Origin of the sequence: uncultured Winogradskyella sp. (assembly GCF_937958655.1) — a bacterium.
Classification (GTDB): Bacteria; Bacteroidota; Bacteroidia; order Flavobacteriales; family Flavobacteriaceae; genus Winogradskyella.
The window spans coordinates 1-22,401 of record NZ_CALGNH010000070.1; the positions used below are offsets into that span (position 1 = coordinate 1).

General features: G+C 33.6%; 22 protein-coding genes and 1 pseudogene. 7 read left to right on the forward strand and 16 right to left on the reverse strand.

Features of this window, described 5'->3' with window-relative positions:
- The 5 genes and pseudogenes from Q0800_RS12340 to Q0800_RS12360 all read right to left on the reverse strand — a co-directional run.
- Positions 1-241: pseudogene (locus tag Q0800_RS12340) on the reverse strand (glycosyl transferase family 2); the annotation flags it as partial.
- Between the two features lie 56 nt (positions 242-297).
- Positions 298-993, reverse strand: a complete 696-nt coding sequence (locus Q0800_RS12345) for a glycosyltransferase family 2 protein (RefSeq protein WP_299130219.1) — start codon at positions 991-993, stop codon at positions 298-300.
- Positions 990-1,904: a hypothetical protein gene (locus Q0800_RS12350; protein ID WP_299130223.1), complete on the reverse strand. Its 915-nt coding sequence runs from the start codon at positions 1,902-1,904 to the stop codon at positions 990-992. The genes Q0800_RS12345 and Q0800_RS12350 overlap by 4 nt, the downstream gene beginning before the upstream one ends.
- A 28-nt stretch (positions 1,905-1,932) precedes the next feature.
- The gene (locus tag Q0800_RS12355; protein ID WP_299130228.1) at positions 1,933-3,525 is read right to left on the reverse strand and encodes a 4Fe-4S dicluster domain-containing protein; all 1,593 of its coding nucleotides are present in this window, start codon (positions 3,523-3,525) and stop codon (positions 1,933-1,935) included.
- Between the two features lie 2 nt (positions 3,526-3,527).
- Positions 3,528-4,826, reverse strand: coding sequence for an FAD/NAD(P)-binding oxidoreductase (locus Q0800_RS12360; RefSeq protein ID WP_299130233.1), 1,299 nt, complete (start codon positions 4,824-4,826; stop codon positions 3,528-3,530).
- A gap of 229 nt (positions 4,827-5,055) precedes the next feature.
- Here Q0800_RS12360 and Q0800_RS12365 point away from each other — a divergent pair, with 229 nt between their 5' ends.
- The 7 genes from Q0800_RS12365 to Q0800_RS12395 all read left to right on the forward strand — a co-directional run bounded on the left by Q0800_RS12365 (position 5,056) and on the right by Q0800_RS12395 (position 12,041).
- Positions 5,056-5,766 carry a DUF547 domain-containing protein gene (locus Q0800_RS12365; protein ID WP_299130237.1) on the forward strand — a complete coding sequence of 237 codons (711 nt, stop codon included), beginning with the start codon at positions 5,056-5,058 and terminating at the stop codon, positions 5,764-5,766.
- A gap of 59 nt (positions 5,767-5,825) precedes the next feature.
- Positions 5,826-6,719, forward strand: a complete 894-nt coding sequence (locus Q0800_RS12370; RefSeq protein WP_299130239.1) for a hypothetical protein — start codon at positions 5,826-5,828, stop codon at positions 6,717-6,719.
- A gap of 112 nt (positions 6,720-6,831) precedes the next feature.
- Positions 6,832-7,842, forward strand: coding sequence for a glycoside hydrolase (locus Q0800_RS12375; protein WP_299130243.1), 1,011 nt, complete (start codon positions 6,832-6,834; stop codon positions 7,840-7,842).
- A 60-nt stretch (positions 7,843-7,902) separates the two neighbouring features.
- A complete protein-coding gene (locus tag Q0800_RS12380; protein WP_299130248.1) occupies positions 7,903-8,637 on the forward strand; it encodes a hypothetical protein in 735 nt (244 codons plus the stop codon).
- A complete protein-coding gene (locus Q0800_RS12385; protein ID WP_299130254.1) occupies positions 8,634-9,902 on the forward strand; it encodes a hypothetical protein in 1,269 nt (422 codons plus the stop codon). Before Q0800_RS12380 ends, Q0800_RS12385 begins: the two co-directional genes overlap by 4 nt.
- A gap of 64 nt (positions 9,903-9,966) precedes the next feature.
- A complete protein-coding gene (locus Q0800_RS12390) occupies positions 9,967-11,196 on the forward strand; it encodes a POTRA domain-containing protein (protein WP_299130259.1) in 1,230 nt (409 codons plus the stop codon).
- Between the two features lie 116 nt (positions 11,197-11,312).
- Positions 11,313-12,041: a metallophosphoesterase family protein gene (locus Q0800_RS12395; protein ID WP_299130264.1), complete on the forward strand. Its 729-nt coding sequence runs from the start codon at positions 11,313-11,315 to the stop codon at positions 12,039-12,041.
- A 3-nt stretch (positions 12,042-12,044) separates the two neighbouring features.
- On the opposite strand, the gene Q0800_RS12400 is transcribed toward Q0800_RS12395, so the two are convergent.
- From Q0800_RS12400 to Q0800_RS12450, 11 genes are all read right to left on the reverse strand, one after another.
- Positions 12,045-12,800, reverse strand: a complete 756-nt coding sequence (locus Q0800_RS12400; protein ID WP_299130267.1) for a TIGR04283 family arsenosugar biosynthesis glycosyltransferase — start codon at positions 12,798-12,800, stop codon at positions 12,045-12,047.
- Positions 12,801-12,834: 34 nt separating this feature from the next.
- Positions 12,835-13,710, reverse strand: coding sequence for a DUF547 domain-containing protein (locus Q0800_RS12405; RefSeq protein ID WP_299130270.1), 876 nt, complete (start codon positions 13,708-13,710; stop codon positions 12,835-12,837).
- Positions 13,711-13,782: 72 nt separating this feature from the next.
- Positions 13,783-14,664 carry a sterol desaturase family protein gene (locus tag Q0800_RS12410; RefSeq protein WP_299130273.1) on the reverse strand — a complete coding sequence of 294 codons (882 nt, stop codon included), beginning with the start codon at positions 14,662-14,664 and terminating at the stop codon, positions 13,783-13,785.
- 248 nt (positions 14,665-14,912) lie between these two features.
- Positions 14,913-15,881 carry an arsenosugar biosynthesis arsenite methyltransferase ArsM gene (gene arsM, locus Q0800_RS12415; RefSeq protein WP_299130275.1) on the reverse strand — a complete coding sequence of 323 codons (969 nt, stop codon included), beginning with the start codon at positions 15,879-15,881 and terminating at the stop codon, positions 14,913-14,915.
- Positions 15,882-16,214: 333 nt separating this feature from the next.
- A complete protein-coding gene (locus Q0800_RS12420; protein ID WP_299130278.1) occupies positions 16,215-17,027 on the reverse strand; it encodes a purine-nucleoside phosphorylase in 813 nt (270 codons plus the stop codon).
- Between the two features lie 31 nt (positions 17,028-17,058).
- A complete protein-coding gene (locus Q0800_RS12425; RefSeq protein WP_299130280.1) occupies positions 17,059-17,694 on the reverse strand; it encodes a TIGR04282 family arsenosugar biosynthesis glycosyltransferase in 636 nt (211 codons plus the stop codon).
- Entirely contained in the window at positions 17,687-18,178 is a 492-nt protein-coding gene (locus Q0800_RS12430; protein WP_299130282.1) for a rhodanese-like domain-containing protein, read from the reverse strand. Before Q0800_RS12430 ends, Q0800_RS12425 begins: the two co-directional genes overlap by 8 nt.
- A gap of 39 nt (positions 18,179-18,217) precedes the next feature.
- Positions 18,218-19,273, reverse strand: a complete 1,056-nt coding sequence (gene arsS, locus Q0800_RS12435; protein ID WP_299130283.1) for an arsenosugar biosynthesis radical SAM (seleno)protein ArsS — start codon at positions 19,271-19,273, stop codon at positions 18,218-18,220.
- A 77-nt stretch (positions 19,274-19,350) separates the two neighbouring features.
- A complete protein-coding gene (locus Q0800_RS12440; protein WP_102756891.1) occupies positions 19,351-19,686 on the reverse strand; it encodes an arsenosugar biosynthesis-associated peroxidase-like protein in 336 nt (111 codons plus the stop codon).
- Between the two features lie 195 nt (positions 19,687-19,881).
- Entirely contained in the window at positions 19,882-20,889 is a 1,008-nt protein-coding gene (locus Q0800_RS12445; RefSeq protein WP_299130289.1) for an alpha/beta fold hydrolase, read from the reverse strand.
- A 72-nt stretch (positions 20,890-20,961) separates the two neighbouring features.
- Entirely contained in the window at positions 20,962-22,260 is a 1,299-nt protein-coding gene (locus Q0800_RS12450; RefSeq protein ID WP_299130292.1) for an O-acetylhomoserine aminocarboxypropyltransferase/cysteine synthase, read from the reverse strand.
- Between the last annotated feature and the right edge of the window lie 141 nt (positions 22,261-22,401).

Consider the following 22,401-nt stretch of genomic DNA (forward strand, 5'->3'; position numbering starts at 1 on the left):
GCACGGTTTCATCCGTAGAGTCGTCTAAAACTTGTATTTCTAGTTTGTCCGTTGGGTAGTCTAATAATGCAATATTATCGAGCAAACGTTCCATAACATACATTTCATTAAAAACAGGAAGTTGAATGGTAACGTAGGGCACTTCCTTTGGGTTGTCTAGATTAAAAGTTTCGCAATGGGTACGCTTCTTCTTTGAAGATAAATAATTGTAAAGCAGGTTTAATTGCGCTAAAGCGTACATAAAAATAAGCACGATAGCAATGGTGTAAACTACAATTATGAAGTAGTGTAAATAAATCACTTAAAGCTGTATTTAAAAATCCATCCAAGGATTTTAACGCCAGCAAATATAGCACCTTTTATGGTTCCTGAAACTTTTGAGACGCCAATTCTGTTTCTGTAGTTAACAGGAATTTCTTTGTAAGTCAATTTTTGTTTTAGTGCTTTTAGCTGCATCTCTACCGTCCAACCATAGGTTTTATCTTCCATGTTTAAGCCTAAAAGTTTATGGTATTTAATAGCTCTAAAAGGCCCTAAATCTGTAAAGGTAGATTTAAAGAATAATCGCATTAGGCTAGTAGCTAGCCAATTACCAAAAATTTGAGGTATGGTCATAGAACCTTCTTCTCGTAAGTCTTTTGTTCTGGCACCAACAACAAAATCAATATTATCATTGATAATTGGCTGAACAATTTTGGTGAGTTCTTCTGGGTAATCGCTATAATCACCATCTAAAAATACAACAATGTCTGGCTGTTCTTTTTTATTAAGTGAGGCGATATATTCCATCCCTTTTAAGCAAGCGTAGCCATACCCTTTGCGTTGCTCTAAAAGTACTGTAGCACCTGCGTTTTTAGCATTTTTTTCAGTATTATCGGTAGAGTTATTACTAACCACTATAATCTCATCTACATTTTTTGGAATAGCGTTAATGACAAGAGGAATGGATGCTTCTTCGTTAAAAGCAGGGATGATGACTACGATTTTGGTCATTGGCTTTTTAAATCAGATAAATTATTTTCCTTTTTGAATGATTTTAAATCGGTCCATTCTTTAATTCGCGCTCCTTTAGTATACTTTACGGCAGAAATTAATTCTTCATTTTTATACATTAAGCAATATCCATTTTTTTCGCCATTACTTAACTGGCATTTATGATTTATTTTTTCATTGTCGTCATAAAACAACCACCAGTTTTGTTTTTTACCACTTTTAAAATGACCTTCTGACTGCTTTTTACCATTGGTGCTGTAAAATTGCCAATAGCCTGTAAATTCACCAAACTTAAATTCTCCGCTTTTTTGTAATTGACCGTTTTTATGAAAGTATTGCCAATACCCAGAGCGTTTTCCGTCAATAAAATGTCCCTCTTGTGCTAGTTTACCGTTAGAGTGAAACGATGTCCAGAAACTGGTTTTTAATCCATTATCGTAGTGACCTTCTTCTTTTAGTTGTTGACTTGGATAAAAAAATCTCCAATGGCCTACGGGTTTGTCATTTTTGTAATGTCCCTCGGCTACGACAATTTTAGTTTTGTAGGTTTCCCAATAGCCTGTTTTAAGGCCATTTAAAAAGTGTCCTTTTTTTTCTAGGTTACCATTGGTGTCGTAGAATTGCCAAAAGCCATCCGTTTTTCCGTTTTTAAAATAACCTTCCTTAGATAATTTTCCGTTTTTATGATAAAACTTCCAGTAGTCTGTCTTTTGATTCTGTTCTATCCAGCCTTCTGAGACTAGTGTACTTTGCTTAGCTTCAGCAAGCGTTTTAGGTGTTATATTATTGTAGTAATTTTTCTGATAGGTTTTTTGTGCGTTAATTAATATTGTAAATTTAAGAAGTATAACCAGCAACACCAATTTAATTAGCTCATTACTCTTTCGTCTATGTTTTAAAATTAATTGCATACTGAATATTGTGACTCCTAAAAGAATCTTACTTCTGGTTAACAAGTTCCATAAGGTCTACATCGTTACCTAATAGAACCTCAGTCGGATTAATTCGTCCTTTCATACTATCATTCTCTAATTTTAACACACCTCTTGGGCAAACTGCAGAACAAATACCGCAGCCTACACAACTTGAGCGTACTATGTTTTCGCCTTTTTGAGCGTAATGCCTAACGTCTATGCCCATTTCACAACTGTTAGAACAATTACCACAAGAGATACATTGGCCTCCGTTGGTAGTAATTCTAAATTTTGAAAATAGACGTTGTTGAAATCCTAAAATTGCTGCCATTGGGCAACCAAAACGACACCAAGAACGGCTTCCTAGAATTGGATAGAACCCTGTACCAATTACTCCAGAAAAAATTGAGCCTATATAAATACCATAAGCAGACCTTAAAGAACTTGCTTTAACGTAGAATACATTATCTGTTGTGCCGGTAAAATGCATTATGAGTAGTAAAGCGATAACAGAAAAGAAACCAATGGCTCCATATTTTGCATCTTTTCCAAGCTCTTGCCTTTTAAAATACATTACCCCAACAAAAATTATAGTTAAAAATCCAATGACCAGACTTATAAAAACACTACGTGTTAGCCAAAAATCATTTTTGTCGTAGCCTAAATAAGTATAAACCATTGCTGTAGTCATTACAACAGAGAATACCAGTACCAAATGAATTAACCAACGTTCTAATTTCCAAGCATACATTTTCTTGGAGGATAGGTGTCTAAAAGAATCTCCTGCAGTTTCGGCAAGTCCGCCACAACCACAAACCCAAGAACAATACCAGCGTTTTCCGAATTTATAAGTCAAAATTGGTGTAATAACAAATATTGAAATGATACCGAACAAAATTAATGCAAGTCCAATATTTCCATTAGAAAGAAAACCGTTTACAGACCATTCGTCAAAAATATAATAGTTTAACGGCCAAATACTCTTGAGATCATAATAAGGTAAATCATTATTCATTACGTACATAAACTCAGGGATCAAAAAGGCAAAACCTAATTGAAAAAACATAACTGAAACCGTACGTATTTGTTGGTAACGATTATGTCTGTATTTTAAAATAAACTTATACCCAAAAGCTAAAATGGCGATTGTATATAAGGTTCCATAAACAAACCATTGACTGGCATTTCTTCCACTTAATAATTGACTTAGCGGATCAAACAAAGATATGAGTCCTGTATTAGCTCCATCTGCACCTTGACCTAACCCTAAATATTTTGGATAAAAATAAAGTACAATATAAAATCCTGTAAGAATTACACCAAGAATCCAACCCCAAATGCCACGAGATGAAATAGATTTAAACCATTGTCCATCATTTTTGATGCCCTCTAGTTTGGTGAGGTAAGCTTCTCTAGAATATACTATTGTACCTAAAACAATTAATCCAAGTGATAACGTTAAGAATAAGCCCTTATTAGGAAAGTTAGTGTTGAAAAGTGCTAGCGCTAATATAAATAGACCGACAACTCCTAGGATTAAAGCTATTTTTTGTTTTGTGGTGATGTTTAAAGCATCTGGTTTTGCTAAAGACATGCTATGATTTAACTTATTACTCATGGTTATGCAGTTTGTAGTTGGTTATTGTAGGCTGATAAAATGTCATTTTCAAATTTTGAATAGAATTCAGGATCAAAGTTGGCATCAGAGAGATGATTCATTACATAATCAACATCTCGTTTTTCGGTGAGCCATTTGTCAAAGATTTCGTGTCGCATTCTAATTCCGAATGTATTAATACCTAAAAATTCGTTGGAGTCTTTATGATATGCGACCGTGATGCACTTGGTATCGTCTTGGTGCTTCCAATGAAAATGTGCTTCGTTTTCTCTTGACTTTGCAAATACCCAGCCATACGTTTGGTATTCTATATCCATAAACTTTGCAGAATTAAACCAATGGCCTGGTTTATATTCAATTCTGTTTCCACAAATGGTTTGCGCTAAGGTTTCGCCCATCATACGTCCTGTGTACCAGACAGCTTCAATAGGTCTTCGATTACCTATAGCTTCATGTTGTTCAGCACAATCGCCAATAGCATAGACATCAGCAATATTTGTTTCTAAAAAGCGGTTTACTTTAACTCCGCGGCCAGTTTCAATGGCTGAATCTTTTATAAAATCAATGTTTGGCGAAACACCAGCGGTTAGTCCCACAACATTGCATTCTAACTCTTCACCTGTTTCTTCTATGATTACGGATTTTACTTTTCCGTTTTCATCAGATTTTATTTCTTTTAGATTAGTAGATAAACGTAAATCGATATGATGATTTTTAATGTGTCTATTTATCATGGCACTTTCGCCTTCGGGTAAAACACCATTCCAAAAACTAGATTCACGAACTAAAAACGTCACAGGAATACTTCTGGAATTAAGCATTTCGGCAAGCTCAATACCTATTAGTCCACCACCAACAATAACGGCACGTTTACAAACGTCTTTATTAGGCGCATGCTTTTCAAGATTATCCAAATCTTGTTTGTGATACATACCCATAACACCCTCTAAATCTTGTCCTGGCCAACCAAACTTATTAGGCTTACTTCCAGTAGCAATGACAAGTTTGTCATATTGCAAAGTATCTCCATCAGCAAATTGAAGGGTCTTAGAATTTGTATGAATATTTTCAACATAGCCTTTTTTAAGATTGATTCTGTTTTTCTCCCAAAACCAATTCTCATAAGGTTGTGTGTGCTCAAACTTCATGTGTCCCATATATACATACATTAAAGCGGTACGAGAGAAGAAATAATCGGTTTCAGCAGAAACAATAGTTATTTTTTTGTCGGAGAGTTTTCTAATATGTCTAGCTAAAGTAACACCAGATATACCATTACCGATAATGACAATGTGTTCCATAATTTTTACCCTTGAAGTCGGGTGATTTTTGATTGTTAGTTAGTTGTAAGTCGAATTTAAAGGTAAGAACTTAATTAGAACTTGCAATTTAGAAAGGATTTAAATTAATTATAAGTGTGTAAGGTTTTAGTATTTCAGGAGACGTCAAAAATCTTTTAATATTCTTGTAAGTCAACGGTTTGAAGTGCGACCTAAGAGCCATTACTAATCAAAATTTAAAGTTTAAAACATGAAACGATATATTCTAATTTTTACATTATTAGTTGCGAGTTTAGGAAACGCTCAAGATTTGAATACCTATTTTTCTAAAGTAGATGCCTTTCTGAAAACGAATGTAAAAGCAGGGAAGGTAGATTATAAATCTATACATAGTGATCCGTCTGCTTTAAACGAACTGATAAGAATAGCAGAAGGGCTTGTAGTTAAATCATCAGAGGCCAATAATTATCAAGCTTTTTGGATAAATAATTATAATCTTGGTGTTATAAAGGGTATAATTGATAATTACCCAACAAAATCACCGTTAGATAATACTGGTTTTTTTGATAAAACGACATATAATTTTGGAGGTAAAAAAATGACTCTTAATGATATTGAACACAAATTATTAAGAGCTAAGTTTAAGGATCCTAGGTTTCATTTCGTATTAGTGTGTGGTGCAATAGGTTGTCCTCCTCTTATAAATGAAGCGTACTTACCAAATACGTTAAACACACAATTAGATGTGCAAACAAAAAAAGCTATAAATGGTGAATTCTTAAAAGTAAATACTAAAAGAAAGAAAGTTGAAGCTTCCGAAATTATGAAGTGGTATAAAGAAGATTTTACCATGAATGGTAAGACAGAAATAGACTTTATAAACACGTACAGAAAGGATAAAATTTCAGACGATTATAAGCTCAGTTATTTTCCGTATAACTGGAGTTTAAACAAGCAATAAAAGTTATCAACTTAAAGAATTTAAAAAAAAAATAAAGTAAACAACCAAAATAAATAATAATGAAAAAATTAGGTATAATATTAATTGCAGTGATGACAGTATTTGTAGGGTTTTCACAAGAAGAAGATAACACTGAAAAAAGTGTGATACAAGAATATACACCATCTAAACTTTTAGACAAAGGACAGTGGGATATTAAATGGTTTAACAACCTTTATACCCAAACAGAAAGTACATTCAGTGAAGGAAGAGAGCCGAGGCAAACATTTTTTACATCTACTATTGATATTTTTACGGGTGTATCAGAAAGTAGTAGATTTAATGTCGGTCTGTTGTTAGAATTTAGATCAAATGTTATTGCAGATAGATCAGCCTTAGATGTGTTTTCTTTTGACGGAGAGTCAGGAACTGCTCGCTCAGGTTTTACATCGTTTGCACCTGCAGTAAAATTTAACCCAATCAAGGATGTATCTAATTTCACCATACAAACAGCATTTCATATTCCATTGGTGGATAATGAGTCAGAAGACTTTTTACCAGTTAACAACAATAATGGCGTGTTTTTAGATCAGAAAGGATTTATTTTTCAAAATCGCTTTTTTTATGATTATACATTTCCGAGTGGTGATTGGCAGATATTTACTGAGCTAAATACTGAATACAATTTTGGTAAAAAAGAAGACAGCTTTGCTAATAATAGTTTGTTACTAACACCAGGTATCTTTTTAAGTTATTTTCCCAGTAGTAAGTTTACAGTATTAGGCTTAATGCAGCACCAACAAAGAATAGATACTGGTAATGACTTTGAGCAAGATTTCACTGCAGTTGGTGGAGGTGTAAAATATCAACTAACAAAAGTTTTGAATATTGAGACCTTATATACCAATTTTGTTAGAGGTAATAATACAGGATTAGGACAAACTTTTAATATAGGTTTAAGAGCCTTATTTTAATGAAATGCATTTTTTGTTTCAAAAATGGTTAGTTGAATTATCCCGATATAAAATTGGGATCTCAATCTAGTTAAGACAATTTTCAATACTTTAGGCACTTAATTCATTAGTAATGAAATATATTAAGTGTCTTTTTGTTGTTGCATTGTTTTCTGCTTTATGTTCTTGCAATGGGCAAGTGGAAAAGATCAATGGCGTTAGTTTTGTTGCAGCTAGAGACTCAATTAATCAAAGTCATGTACTACCTGTAATTAAGGTGAATGCTAATTATGCCACTGTTATGCCCTTTGGCTTTATAAAAAACTTAGAACATCCCCAAATTATACATAACACAGATAGACAATGGTTTGGTGAGACAAGGCCAGGAACTAAACAGTATATAGGTGAACTTAGAAAAGAGAATCTAAGAATAATGATTAAGCCTCAAATTTGGGTGTGGAAAGGGGAGTTTACAGGATATATTAAAATGCAAACAGAAGAGAATTGGAAAGCATTAGAAAAGTCTTACTCTAGCTTTATTTTAGAATATGCCGAACTGGCTGAAGAAGTCAATGCTTCAATGTTCTGCATTGGAACTGAGCTTGAAACCTTTATAAAAAACAGACCAGATTACTGGAACAGTTTAATAAAGGAGATAAAAAAAGTTTATAAAGGTCAATTGACCTATGCTGCTAATTGGGATGAATATAAAAGGACACCCTTTTGGGATCAACTAGACTACATTGGTATTGATGCCTACTTTCCTGTAAGTGATGAGAAGACACCAATTTTTGAGACTTGTATGAAAGGTTGGCAAAAACACAAACCACAAATTAAGGCGCTTTCTAAAACGTACGATAAGCCAATTTTATTTACAGAATATGGTTATAGAAGTGTAGATTATGCAGGTAAGAGGCCTTGGGTATCAGATCATACAATGAGGGACGTAAATCTAGAAGCGCAAGTGAATACTACAAGAGCTCTTTTTGAGACCTTTTGGGAAGAAGATTGGTTTGCTGGAGGATTTGTTTGGAAATGGTTTCATAATTACGATAAAGTTGGTGGTAAGGACAATCCAATGTTTACACCTCAAAATAAACCAGTTGAAGCCGTAATTAAATTGTATTATAAATCCGAAAAATAAAGCCGTAGATTTTCGTAAGGTTATTAATGGGCAACGACAAAGCTTAATGATAACCCTATCATGAAACAAATCTTATTTGTCTTTACCATGTTGCTAGTTTCGTGTTCTTCTGATGATACCAGTGGTTCAAATATTAATGATTCACTTATGTCTTATATTGATGGAAAGACTATTGAAACTGGCGCAGTAATCGCTTGCTCTGGTAATATACAGACCAATCAAAATAGCATTGAGGTCTATTTTTTTCCTGAAACAGGTTCAAATAATTTTAAGCTATTTGAGACAAGCTCAAGTAACCTAGACCAAAACGATTATTCAAACTACGATGTGCTAGTTATTCCAAACGAACCTTTTTTCAATGGTTTTTTAAGAAAGTTTGTTGGTGAGTTTGATTCGGAACGTTGGATAATCGTTACTTATGAAATTGATGACGAAATTAAGCTATCCAATCCTATTCGGATAAAACAGTCCACACAACCTACATTATTCTCTAATGACATAAGTCTTAACCAAGAAATTTCACAAATGCCAATTTTTAGTTGGGACGTAAATTCGGAGGTTGATAATGCCATTTTTTTTCAGGTGTTATCTACTGTTAATGATGATGTAATTTCTGCGACTTACACCTTTGAAAATCAATTTCAGTATTACGATACATCCAACGTTGTATTAAATGTAACCCAAGGTACGCCACCAATACTTTCCGTTGGGCAAGACTATAAATTCACCCTTATGGATGTAAGTGAAGATAACTGGGTCAACCAAGTCATAACAACTCAATTTACTGTAGAATGAAAAAGCTCTTGATTGCACTCATTTTATTACTAAGCTGCTATTACACGCAAGCCCAAACGGTTACTTCAATAGAGATTGAAGGTAATAAACGTACACGGACACAATTTTTTAAGCGACTTGCTTTTGTTAAGGAAGGCAGTGTTATAGACACACTTCGTGTAGCATCAGATGAAAGACGTTTTAGATTGTTGCCATCAGTTGCAAGTGCCTCTTCTAAAGTTGAAGAACTGCCTGATGGTAATTACAAAATCATTTATACAATAGTTGAAAATTTTGCAATAATTCCTGGTCTTAATGTCTCTCAAGATGTTAACGATGATTTATCTTATCGTGTTTCTGTTTTCGACTTTAATTTTTTGGGACAGAATCAAATCATAGGTGGTTTTTATGCCAAAAATGTATTTGACTCATACGGATTTTTTTGGGAAGCTCCCAATCTCATAACTAGAAAATGGGGAATAGGTGTAAATTATCAAAACAACGTTTTACAAGAGCCAATTTTTTTAGATAATGAAAGTGATGTGAATTTCAGGTTTGATAGTAAAGCACTTGAATTTAGAATATTTTACGAACACAATTTTAATAACAGGTTTGAGTTAGGGCTTAACGTAGCAAATGAAGACTATGAGTTGTTAAATGGTGAATTACCAAATGATATACCAGCAAGGCTTGGCGTAAATCGCACGTCTATAGTTGGCCAGTATGAATATAATAATATTACTAACGATTTTCAATATGTAGAAGGTTTTAGAAGTATTTTCAATTACAGTTTTACATTGACCTCCAGCGGTAATAATGATTTACTACGTAATTTTTTCATTGGTCGTAATGACTTCGAATATTTTAAGCGTCTAGGTAAAAGGGGAAATTGGGCTAACCGTCTGCGTTTAGCATATGCTACAAACGATACAACACCATTTGCTCCTTTTGCTCTGGATAATCAATTAAATATTAGAGGAGTGGGTAACATTGTAGATAGAGGTACGGCTTCTGTGGTTTTAAATTCAGAATATCGCCATACATTTTTTGAAAAAGGTTGGTTTGCAATGCAGGCTAATGCCTTTGTAGACGCTGGTACTTGGCAAGATCCAGGTGGTCAACTCTCTGACTTGGTAGAAGGGAAATCAGCAAGTCTATTTACAGGTTTTGGACTACGATTTATCCATAAGCGTATTTTCAATGCGGTTTTTAGAATTGATTATGGAGTAAGTATTGGTGATAAAGCAAATAATAGTATTGTGTTTGGTATTGGACAATATTTTTAATATTACCTTTACAAGACATACTCAATCCATGCGAATTTTTACATTCATTATATGTTTTTTTATTATGTTCTTTTCTCAAGGACAAGAAAATAGGGTTGCGGACTTAAAAATACAAGGTAATAAAAAGCTAAAGTCTTCATTTGTTAAAAAAATAGCTCTAGTAAAATCAGGTGCAGTTCTAGATTCTAGTGATATAGAACAAGATATGCGATTACTCAAACGTTTACCATCTATTGCATACGCCTATTACCAAGTGTTTCCTGCTGAGAAACCAAATGAGTATAATGTGTTCTACAATATAGAAGAAAACTTTACGATTATTCCCTCCGCTAACGTTTATACCACAAATGACGATGAATTTGCCTATCGCTTAGGTCTTTATGAATTTAACCTATTTGGTCAAAATATCACAATTGGTGGATTTTATCAAAATGATATTTTTGATTCCTATGCTTTAAATTTAAGAGCACCGTTCTTATTTTCTAGAAAACTAGGCTTAGCAGTAAACTTTCAAAATTTAACGACTTTAGAGCCTGTTTTTTTTAATAATGCTACTGCAGATTATCGTTACAATAATGAGTCAATAGAAGTGTTGGGTCTTTATCAAATAAATTTTACAAATAGAGTAGAGATTGGTATTAACTTTTTTACTGAAGACTACGCGTACCAATCTGGTGCAACAAACCAAAATATTCCACAAGCTCTAATAGTAGATAAGATGTTATATAAACTTATTTATGAATATAATAACTTAAATTATGATTATCAGTATGTTGAAGGCTTTAGAAGCGTTTTTAATTTTCAGTACGTACATTCTATAGACAATGAGCAACTGCCTGATTTTTTGATTGGTTGGAATGATTTTGAATATTTTAAGCGTTTTGGTGAAAAAGGAAATTGGGCAAGTAGACTTAGGGTGGGTATAGCAACAAATGACGAAACTCCATTTGCACCATTTTCAGTGGATAATAATCTTAATATTAGAGGAGTTGGTAATACTATCGATAGAGGTACAGCAGCCATAGTTTTAAATACAGAATATAGGTATACATTATATGAAAAAGGCTGGTTTGCTTTACAGGGAAATGCTTTTATTGATGCAGGAAGCTGGAGGAATCCAGGAGGTGATTTTGGGGACTTTGGCGATTCTCAAAATCTACGTGTTTACCCTGGATTAGGATTTAGATTTATTCATAAAAAAATATTCAATGCTATTTTTAGAATTGATTACGGTGTGGGCATAACACCAGATTCTACGAAAGGTTTTGTTTTTGGTATAGGGCAATATTTTTAAGAAAGTCCTGGAGACATAATCATCTTACTTATAAATTCGTTTTTTTGCTTTAATTAATGTTAGCATAGCTTCGATAGCTTAGTATCTTATTCTTAATTTTGCTAAAATAAATTTTGATGAGAACATTAGCTATAGGAGATATTCATGGTGGACTAAAAGCTTTAGAACAAGTTTTAGAAATCGCCAAAGTTACTAAAGAGGATACCCTAATCTTTATGGGTGATTATGTAGATGGGTGGAGCGAGTCTGCTCAAGTTGTTGAATGTCTTATAGAATTATCAAAGACTAATGAATGTGTTTTTATTAAAGGCAACCATGATGTTTGGTGTGAAGAATGGTTAGCTTCTGGTCATATTAATGAGATTTGGTATGCACATGGTGGAAAAGAAACCATAGAGAGCTATGAGGGATTTACAGGTACTGAAAAGAAAGTACATCTTGCTTTTTTTGAAGCTATGCCTCTTTATTATATCGACGATGAAAACCGCTTGTTTGTTCATGCAGGGTTTACATCTATGCATGGTGTAGGTCGTGAGTTTCAAGTTCAAAGTTTTTATTTTGATCGCACACTATGGGAAATGGCACTGACAATGGATAAGCGCATAAAAAAGAATTCCGAGTTATATCCTAATCGCTTAAAACACTACAACGAAATTTACATTGGCCATACTCCAACAATTAATTATCATAAGTATGAGCCTATGAATGCTATAAATGTTTGGAATGTAGATACAGGATCTGCATTTACAGGTAAGTTATCTGCAATTGATATTGATACAAAAGAAGTTTTTCAAAGTGATTTTTTGCCTTTTTTATACCCTAATGAAAATGGTAGGAATAAGTAAATGCTAACAGAGATGTTTCTTATAATACGCTAACATATCTTCTGCAGAAGCGCCAAACCATTTTTTTACATAGATGGTCCAGAAGTGGTATTGAACCTTCCAAACGCCATGCTTTTTATACATGCGCGCTGAGGTTTTTATTTTTTTATTTATAACCACAAATTCTTTTCTTGCATAAAGTTCGTTGATGAGGATATTATCTTCATAAATAATATAGCTCTCATCAAAACCACCAATTTCTTCAAAAAGCGCTCTTGTAATAAACTGACTTTGGTCACCACCTCTACAGGCGCGCCAACTAAATTGAGTTAACCAACTTGCGAGACGTAACCACCAATGATTACTGTCAAATTTCAGTCTAAAACAACCAGCATTATTACCTTTTTCTACCTCATCTATAATCAATTTATCATAACGTTGCGGTGGAAAAGAATCCGCATGAAGAAAATATAAAATAGGCGCACTGGCATGCTTTGCCCCTAAATTCATTTGTTTCGCTCTTCCTTTTGGCGAATCAAGCAAAACCACTTTTGGTTGATTAGTCAATCCTGAACTCGCTTGCTGAGCTGAGTCGAAGTATGTTTCAGGATCTCGTGGTAGCCTAAAATTGTTTACTTCCTTTTGAGTACCGTCAGTACTACCTCCGTCTACAACGATAATTTCTGAAACTGAATCTAATGAAGCAGTATCAATTAAGTGAAAGAGTAAATCTTTAATGGTTTCAACTTCATTTAAAACAGGAATAATTATACTAATCATATAAGATATCTACGGAAAATCTGAGACTATGGTTTTAATTATTTAAATCCCAACTATAATCTTTGAAGCTTTTTTTTGCGTTACCAGAAATTGTAATATCAGAATATTGATTTAAAAAATCAATCAAACTGCCATTTTGTTCAAAATCTTTTTTAAACCATTTAAATATTTTAGAAAGTTTAATTTCGTCTTCCGAAATTTCATTTTTCGAGACATCAGCTAAAAATTCTATTGTCGCATTAGCTAGTTGTTCTTCTAAATTATTAGATGTAAAGGCTTCGTTCTGAAGTTTAGGACAAGATTCCGAGGCACAAACAATAGCAAAATGAATGCGAGGTTCGTCCATTTTACGTAAGATTTGATGTTCTATGTCATTAAGATTTAACCACTTGTCACCAAATTTCCAAAGGCGTTGATCCCAAGGGTCTTTAATATCTTTTATACTTTTTAAAGGGTAATTTCTTATTATTAAATCTATGGTTAAGGCGTTGTAGGTATTAATCCAATAAGCTAGTTTGTCTTTTTTAGTCCAATTGTCGTTTGGCATATTGTCTTTTAAAGAATCGATGTAAGTTCTTAATTTATTGCTTTCACTTTTAAAACCTTTATAATTAACATTACCATTGTCTGATACATTATTTTCTAAAAGTTTTTTCCAGATAACGTGGTCAAAAGACTCAGGAGTAGTTTCGTTGTTTACAAGAATTTTTTCCTCTTCAACCTCTTCAACTTTTAGCGGCTCAGTGGGTTTTGGTAGTTCAGGAATTGTAGGAGGAACTTCACTCACATCAGGAATTTCAGTTACAACAGCAATTTCTTTTGTAGTCTCTGGTTGGGTTTTAACAACCTTTTTTGTGCTACAACATGATGAAACAAATATGGTTAATATTAGTATTGAAAAGTATTTCATGGTATTTATTCTTTGATAAGATTCTTCGCTTTGCATTTCAACTGCGCTCAATGTGACACTCTGAATGATAGATTATTTTTTTAACGGATATAATTCTTGACTCACAAAATCTTTTGGAAACGTTTCATCACCTTTAAAACCAAGTTCAATATCACGACCATCATAAGGCACATGAGCGGTTTTAAAAATATAATCCCATAGGCTTAAAGTTAGTCCAAAATTAACACCATACCTTACATGTTTTGGTAAACCTTTAGCATGGTGCCAAATGTGCATTTTTGGATTGTTAAAAATATATTTAAGGAAGCCATAATCCCAACCTAGATTGGCATGATTGAGGTGGCCAACAGCAATACTAAAAAAATAAACAATAGCAACATCTTGGGCATCAAAACCACCAATTATAGCAATAGGAATATATAGTAATGATTTATAAACCAAAGGTTCCATCCAATGGTAGCGTAAATGTGCAGCAAAGCCCATTTCTTTTACAGAGTGGTGCACTTTGTGAAAATTCCAAAGCCAAGGCACACGATGTAACAAGCGATGTGTATTCCATTGTACAAAATCCGAAACAATAAAGAAAATGAAAAGGCCTAACCATTTTGGTAAATCATCAACATCAAAGAGCTGTAAACTCGAAATTGATAAGCCGAACTTGCCGAGAATATCACCAAAAAATTCCGAAACTGTATTGGATAAAGCAATAAGAATAATAAGATTTAGAATAAAGAAATTAAAGAACATATAAAGAGTGTCTAACCAAAAATCTTTTCTAAATATAGACTGCTCTTTTCTCCATGGAAAAGCAATTTCTAGAATCCAGACTAAAACAGAAATTAAGATGAGACCATAAAAAAAGTTATCCCAATGATTAAGATCAATGAGTTCGTATTTAAGGTAATTCCAATAATCGGAATAGGATTTTTTTATGATGTCTATGTATTTTTGCATCTCTAGCTACTGCGAAAGCAGGAGTCTCTTTTGTCATTCCTGCGAAGGCAGGAATCTTTTTTTCTTAATTTATGGATCTACAAGGTCTTTCAAAAACACCCCTAAAGTCCGCTCAAGGGAACAATTCCCAACAACAACCTTTATAGGATTGTCCCCTTGAGGGTACTTTAGGGGTGTTTAGTCTTTCAAAGTTACCAAAATTATGAGCTTTTAGTTGTGAAGGGTCTGAACAATTGAATGCTCTCCAATCAACAACATCCACCACCATCATAATGATAAGTAGATTCACTAAAATAAATATCATCTCTGCCTAAAGCTTTTAACGCACCAGCCGTTTTGTCGCAAATTGCTAAAGGCTGATTTTTAAGTAGAACGTGTCCTGCTTTATCATCAAAATAATCTTCATCTCCATAATAAATAGCTGCTTTACCTGTAAAGACGCAAGGACCATCTGCTGGCATTGGATCTTTTATTGCCGCAACTTCAATAGATTCTATATAAATCAGTTCATCTGTTGGGTAATTTTTAGGATCTAAAATACGGTAGGGTTTACGTGCTCTAATTTCAATAGTGCCAAAACCAGCATCAGTCAATGCTTTAACATAGTCTGCAATTGGTAAGCTGCCACTTAAGCATAAGGCTCTTAATCTGTCATCGTTTCGTAGTGTGTCATTCATGGGTTGCTCGCACGTAGGGTCGCTCATTACCAAGCGGCCATGAGGTTTTAAAACACGATACATTTCTGCAATAGCTTTTTTTAAATCTTCTGCTTTAAATATGTTGAATAGGCAATTTTGGGCAGCTACATCAATACTATTATCTTCAACAGGAAGATTCATGGCATCACCTTTTTTTAACTCCACAAATTCTGATTTAAACCAATCGTTTTGGGCTTCTGCTTCTTTAAAGTTTTTGCGTGAGGCTTCTAACATTTCATCAACAACATCGACACCAACAACTCCACCTTTTTGCCTGTTGAAATACGAAAACTGCAATAATTCCATACCTCCTCCAACACCTACATAAAGCATTTTTGGGTTGTTGGTTAAGTCTCTTGCATGCACTGTAGAACCGCAACCGTAGTTCATCTCTTGCATAATTTTTGGAATCTTTAATCCAGGTAGTTCCCAAATAGGATTTGTAGTACAGCATAGACCCACATCTGGTGTTAATGCTGCTTCTTTGTATAAATCGTTTGTTGCTTCTAAGTAACTCATCTTTTTGTCATTCCTGCGAAGGCAGGAATCTTATTTTTTAGTTAATATATATTTTCTTTTTTTCTCTTCGTTCATTTTGTCTTGATACAAAACGAACCACAAAATCAAATTGAAATGAGGAATTTTTCTTTCGTTATCTCGAAAGAAAACCAAAAATTAAATCTAAATTTTTTCCAAGGCTTCAAAAATTTTTAACAATTTAATTTTTATATTCTGCATTTCAATGTTCAATGCTTAGGCATTGATTTGGGACTTGAATTTCGATTTAATTAGTTCAACCCCTATTTTTATCTTGCTTCACTGCCAACTGAGGACTGATTTACTGCTAACTTATTATAATGTTTTGATCAATTCTTTAAATAATGTTATCATATTAGGCTCAGCTTTTCCAGCCATGGTAATGATTTCAGCAATATCAACTGGTTTTAAATTATCAGGATCACATTCGTCTGTTAACACAGAAACCGCAGCTGCTTTTAAATTTAAATGATTAGCAACTATAATTTCAGGAACGGTACTCATACCTACGGCATCTGCTCCAATTGTCTTTAGCATTCGGTACTCTGCTCTAGTTTCTAATTGAGGTCCAACCACACTCGCATAAACGCCTTTGTGTAATTTTATGTTGTGTGATTTGGCTATGCTCTCAAATTTAGAATTGATGTCAGCATCATAAGGCGCACTCATATCTGTAAAGCGTTCACCTAATTCCGAGACACCTTTAAAAGCTAAAGGCGAACCTCCTTGTAAATTAATATGGTCGTCAATTAGCATTAATTCACCTTTTTTAAAGTCTAAATTAATAGCTCCAGCTGCATTAGAAACCAATAGTGTTTTAATGCCAAGTTTTTCCATAATGCGAACAGGAAAAGTTACATCTTGTAATGTGTAACCTTCATATACATGAAATCTTCCTTGCATTACCACTACTTTTTTACCTCCTAAGTTACCATAAATTAGTTTTCCTTTATGAAACTCTACAGTTGCCGTTGGGAAGTTTGGGATATGATTGTAACTCGCTTCTGCTATAATTTCTATCTCACTGATAAGTTGACCCAAACCAGTGCCTAGTATAATGCCAACTTCTGGATTTTCAAAGCCTTTTGTTTTTAAATATTCTGTGCTTTCGGTAATAAATTTAATCATAAATCATCTTCCTTAAAAAGAGAAGTCTCTTTTATTGGTTGTAAATTTCTTCTTTAATTCTTTCTTGCAACTCTGGGTTGTTCTTATAAAAGTCTGAAGCTATTAAATCCTCGTACGTGTCAATATCATTTAACGGTTCTAAAATACCAATATTTAGCTTTAGTTGCTCTAACTCTTTTAAGGTAATATTGAGTAAGTTGGTTTGACTCCACGGTTTATTTTTAAAAATTGAAGTTTCTAATTGAGATAAACCGACAAGGTAATAACCGCCATCTTCTGCTGGTCCAAAAACTACGTCGTTAGTCTCTAAAGCTTCAATACCTTTTTCTATGTGTTTAGAATTAATATCTGGTAGATCAGAGCCTATTAATACAATTTTTTTATACCCAGCTTTAAACCCATCTCTAAAAGCATTTAGCATACGTTCGCCCAGATCATCTCCATTTTGAACGGCTTTAAACTTATTCGACCATTGGTGATCTACTAAAGCGGTAGAAAAATAGATGCGTGTGTCTATTTGTAACTCTGATGTGGCATTTTCTGTAACCTTTACCAGTTCTGAGTACACTTTAAAAGCGCCATGATGGCCAATAGTTTTGGCAAGCCTAGTTTTTACGGTGCCTAATTTTATATTTTTTACAAATACGATAACAAGAGCGTCAGTCATATATTTTATTTCCTTTTAATAGCCATTTACTCCATGCTTTTGAAAATGCATGTACCTCTTCAGTTTCTCCGTGTTTATTATAAACTGGGAAGTCGTTATTTTTCCATTCAAAAATACCACCATATAAATTGAAAACATTAGTGTAACCCGATTTTTTTAGGTGCTCAGCAACATCTTCGGATCGGATGCCTAATGAGCAATAAACCACAATTTTTGAAGATTTATCTGGAACATTTTCAGTAATTGTTGTTACATCAAAATCATTATAACCAACACAGATAGCATTTTGTAAATGACTTACATTAAATTCGTTTATTTCTCTAGCATCTAGCAGTATAACTTTCGTCTTTGGCATGGCTAACTCATGTACCGAAATGTAAGGTATACGCTCACTATTATGCTGTTTCAATAACTTTGAAATGGTTTTTTGCGAAAAACCAAGTAGCGAGACTACTAAAAAGAGATAAAAGAGTTTTATTTTCATAGTTTAAACGTTCCCATTTGGAGAACTAAAAGAAGCTTGTTAGGCCACCGTTCCTTGGCAACTGCTACCTGCTCCAGCAGTACAGCCATAACAATGTTGTGAAATTACAATATTTCGACCTTCTAGTAGCTCTTCATTATATTCTGAAATGTGCTTCACTTTACTATTAACAGGTAATTCTAACATCTGATTAAAATCACAATCAAATAAATAACCATCCCAACTAATGGATAATGTATTTGTACACATTACGTTTTCTACAGCAGCAGGATTATAGGCTTCAACCAATTGATGCATATAATCTTCATAATTCTCAGAAGCTATTAAATAATCTAGGAAACGTGCTATTGGTAAATTCGTAATGGCAAAAAGATTATGAAACTGAATACCAAAATCTTCCATAAGTGCTTTCTTAAAGTCTTTTTCCATAGACATTTGGTCACCAGGTAAAAAGGCACCAGAGGGATTATAAACTAAATCTAGTCTTAGATCGCTATCTGGCATACCGTAACCTACAGCATTTAACTCTTGTAATGCTTTTATAGATTTATCAAAAACACCATCGCCTCTTTGTTTGTCTGTTTTTCCTCGTGTCCAATGCGGCATAGAACTTACCACATGTACATTATGTTTTTTGAAAAATTGAGGTAAGTCGTAATACTTTTTATTTGCTCTTATTATGGTTAGGTTAGAGCGCACAATAAAATCTTTTATTCCCGCTTTAGCTGCTTCTTCTACAAACCATCTAAAATCAGGATTCATTTCTGGCGCACCACCTGTTAAATCTAAAGTATGTGCACCAGTATTTTTGATCACTTCAAGACATTGTCTCATAGTAGCTCTGGTCATAATTTCTTTTCGGTCTGGCCCAGCATCAACATGGCAATGGTCGCAAACTTGGTTGCACATATAGCCTACATTAATCTGAAGAATTTCTAATTTTTTAGCTTTAAGAGGAAACTGATTTGTTTCTGCAATTTTATCCTTAAACGTTGGTAGCTCACCATTTTTAAAAATGCCATTAGACAGAATTTTAAGTTGTTTATTACTATTTGCTAAATCGCTATCGCGTTTTTTTAGGGATTTTGTTACCATATTTTGATTTAAGAATTAAGATGTATCATTTACGAGTTAAGAGGCTGTACTCGCAAATCTACAATCGTTAATTACAATTAGCCGTCTAATTTATTAACCTTATTCATCATTTGTACACCGTGCACTAAGGTTGCGCCACTCTTAATTGCCGCACCTACGTGTATGGCTTCCATCATTTCTTCTTTTGTAACACCACGCTGAAGTCCATCTTTTGTATACGCATCTATACAATAAGGGCATTGTTCTGTGTGCGCAACAGCTAAGGCAATTAAGGATTTTTCTCTGGCTGTTAATGCTCCTTCTTCAAAAACTTTTCCATAGTATTCAAAGAATTTGTTACCCAATTCCTCACTCCATTCTGTGATTTTTCCAAACTTTCTTAGGTCAGCCGGATCGTAATAGGTTTTAGACATAAATATTGAAGTAATTGTAATTAATATACCTACGTAATAATGAGGTATTCGGTTTTGTGATTAAAAACTCAATATAGAACTTTTTTGTCGAAATTAATTCTTAAAGATTACAGAAATAATTAATTAGGACGTTTCTTTTTTAAAAACAAAAAACCCGAACACTACGTTCGGGTTTTGTTATTTATTATATTTTCTTCATGCTACATACTCTGAAGCGGAAACAAATGTTGTTGCTTTTACTTTAAAAATAGGCTTTAAGAATTTTGCCAACTGGTCATATTCTATTAAAAATGCATCGTGACCATGTATGGATTTAATTTCATGAATACTTACATTTTCCTTGACACTTTTTAATTCAACAAAAGTGTTCCAGTTTTCTTCGGGTTTAAAGAATAAATCAGTATTAATAGTTACTATATGAATTGAAGCAGAAATCTTTGAAGCAACGTTTATAAAATCTTCACCATCTCTACAAATATCAATAGTCCGTAGTATTTGATTCATCATTTTGTAAGCCGATAAATTAAAACGGCTTGTTAAATAGTCGCCATGATAATTTAACCAAGACTCTATATTAAAAAGCGCATCGTTCTTTTTAGTTCTATTAAATTTTTGTTTTAAAGATTCTGGTGTACGATATAAGGTCATGGCGTGCATCCTTGCATCAGCTAATGCCTCACTAGAATGGTTGAGGATAGCATCTTGTATATGGCAATTTGCAATTAACCAATCTGTAGATTTCCAGTCTGTTGCCACAGGTATTAAATGCTCAAATAAATTGGGCTTTAGTGCCGCTAATTCCCAAGCAATACCACCTCCTACAGATCCGCCAATACATGTAAAAATGTTGTCTATTTTTAACTGCTCAAGGCCAAGTGCAAAAAGCTTAGCAATATCTTTAGCTATATAATCTTTGTAGTTTTCTATAAGATGTTTAGGGTTGTTATCAAACCCGTTTCCCGGAATATTAAAGGCTAATATGGTGTAATTTTTTGTATCAATACATTTGTTATCTCCGATAAGACTTTTCCACCAACCATCTTCGCCAACAACTTTAGAATTTCCTGTAAGGGCATGTATCACCAAAACAATTGGTGCTTTACCTAAAGGTAGACCAAAAGTTTGGTAAGATAATGAGATGTCATTAGTCTTACCACTTTCGGTTTTATAACCTCGTATATTGATATGTTTTAAATCACTCATATTAAACGCATTTAAACAGATGTCTTAATTAAAAGACATCTGTTTTTAATAACCATCACTAATTAAATACAACTATTTCTGAAGTTTTAATTGTTCTTTTACAACTGCAAATGCTTCTTTTAAATCCGCTTTTAAGTCGTCTATATTTTCTATACCTACAGATAAACGAATAAGATCTTTTGTAACTCCAGTGCTTTCTTGCGCTGCGTCGTCTAACTGCTGATGTGTTGTACTTGCTGGATGAATAATTAACGATTTTGTATCGCCAATATTAGCTAATAACGAAAATAATTTGGTTGCGTCTGCTATAGTTTTTGCAGCGTCAAAACCACCATCAACACCAAAGGTTACAATACCACTTTGGCCTTTAGGTAAGTATTTTTTTGCTAAATCATTGTATTTGCTAGTTTCTAAACCAGGATAATTTACCCAATTAACTTCTGGTTGTTTTTGTAACCATTGTGCTAACTCAAGCGCGTTTTCACTGTGTTTATTTATACGCAGCTCTAACGTTTCTAAACCTTGAATGATTTGAAATGCATTAAAAGGGCTCAGTGCTCCTCCGTAATCTCTTAACCCTTCAATTCTTACTTTAGCTATGAATGCTGCCGCTTCTAAGGCTTCACTATAAACTAAACCGTGGTAACCTGCAGATGGCTCTGTAAATTCTGGGAATTTTCCATTTGTCCAATCAAAAGTACCTGCGTCAATAATAACACCACCTAATGCTGTACCGTTTCCGTTAATGTATTTTGTTAATGAGTGTATAACAATATTAGCACCGTGCTCAATAGGGTTTAATAAATATGGAGTTACTACTGTATTATCTACAATTAAAGGGACTTTATGTGCTTTCGCTTCTTTAGAAATAGCTTCAATATCTAATACATCTAGCTTAGGATTTCCAAGAGATTCAATAAAGAATGCTCTTGTATTTTCTTGAGCAGCTTTATTAAAGTTTTCTGAATCAGATGGGTCTACAAATGTTGTTGTAATACCATGTCTTGGTAATGTAACGCTTAACAAATTGTAAGTACCACCATACAAACTGCTAGAAGCAACAATATGATCTCCTGCTTTTAATAAGGTTAGTAAACTTGTTGCGATTGCAGAAGTTCCCGAAGCGGTTACTACTGCGGCAATTCCTCCTTCTAAATCTGCTAAACGCTGCTCTAAAACATCGTTCGTAGGGTTGTTTATTCTGGTATAAATATTACCAGTTTCTGCCAGTGCAAAAAGATTTGCTGCGTGGTCAGAATCATTAAAAACATAAGCTGTAGATTGATAAATTGGAACAGCTCTTGTACCACCATTGTTTTGGAAATCGTGTCCAGAATGTAATGCTTTTGTTGCGAATTTTTGAGTACTCATTTTTCTAATTTTTTTTGAGTTAAATATGTATGCTATTTTTTTAATAGCACGATTAAACCAAAAGTCAAATATGCCTCTTTTGTTCCCTAAATATAATCGAAGAGAGAAGCGTACTTAATAGAAAAATGTTATAAAGAAATA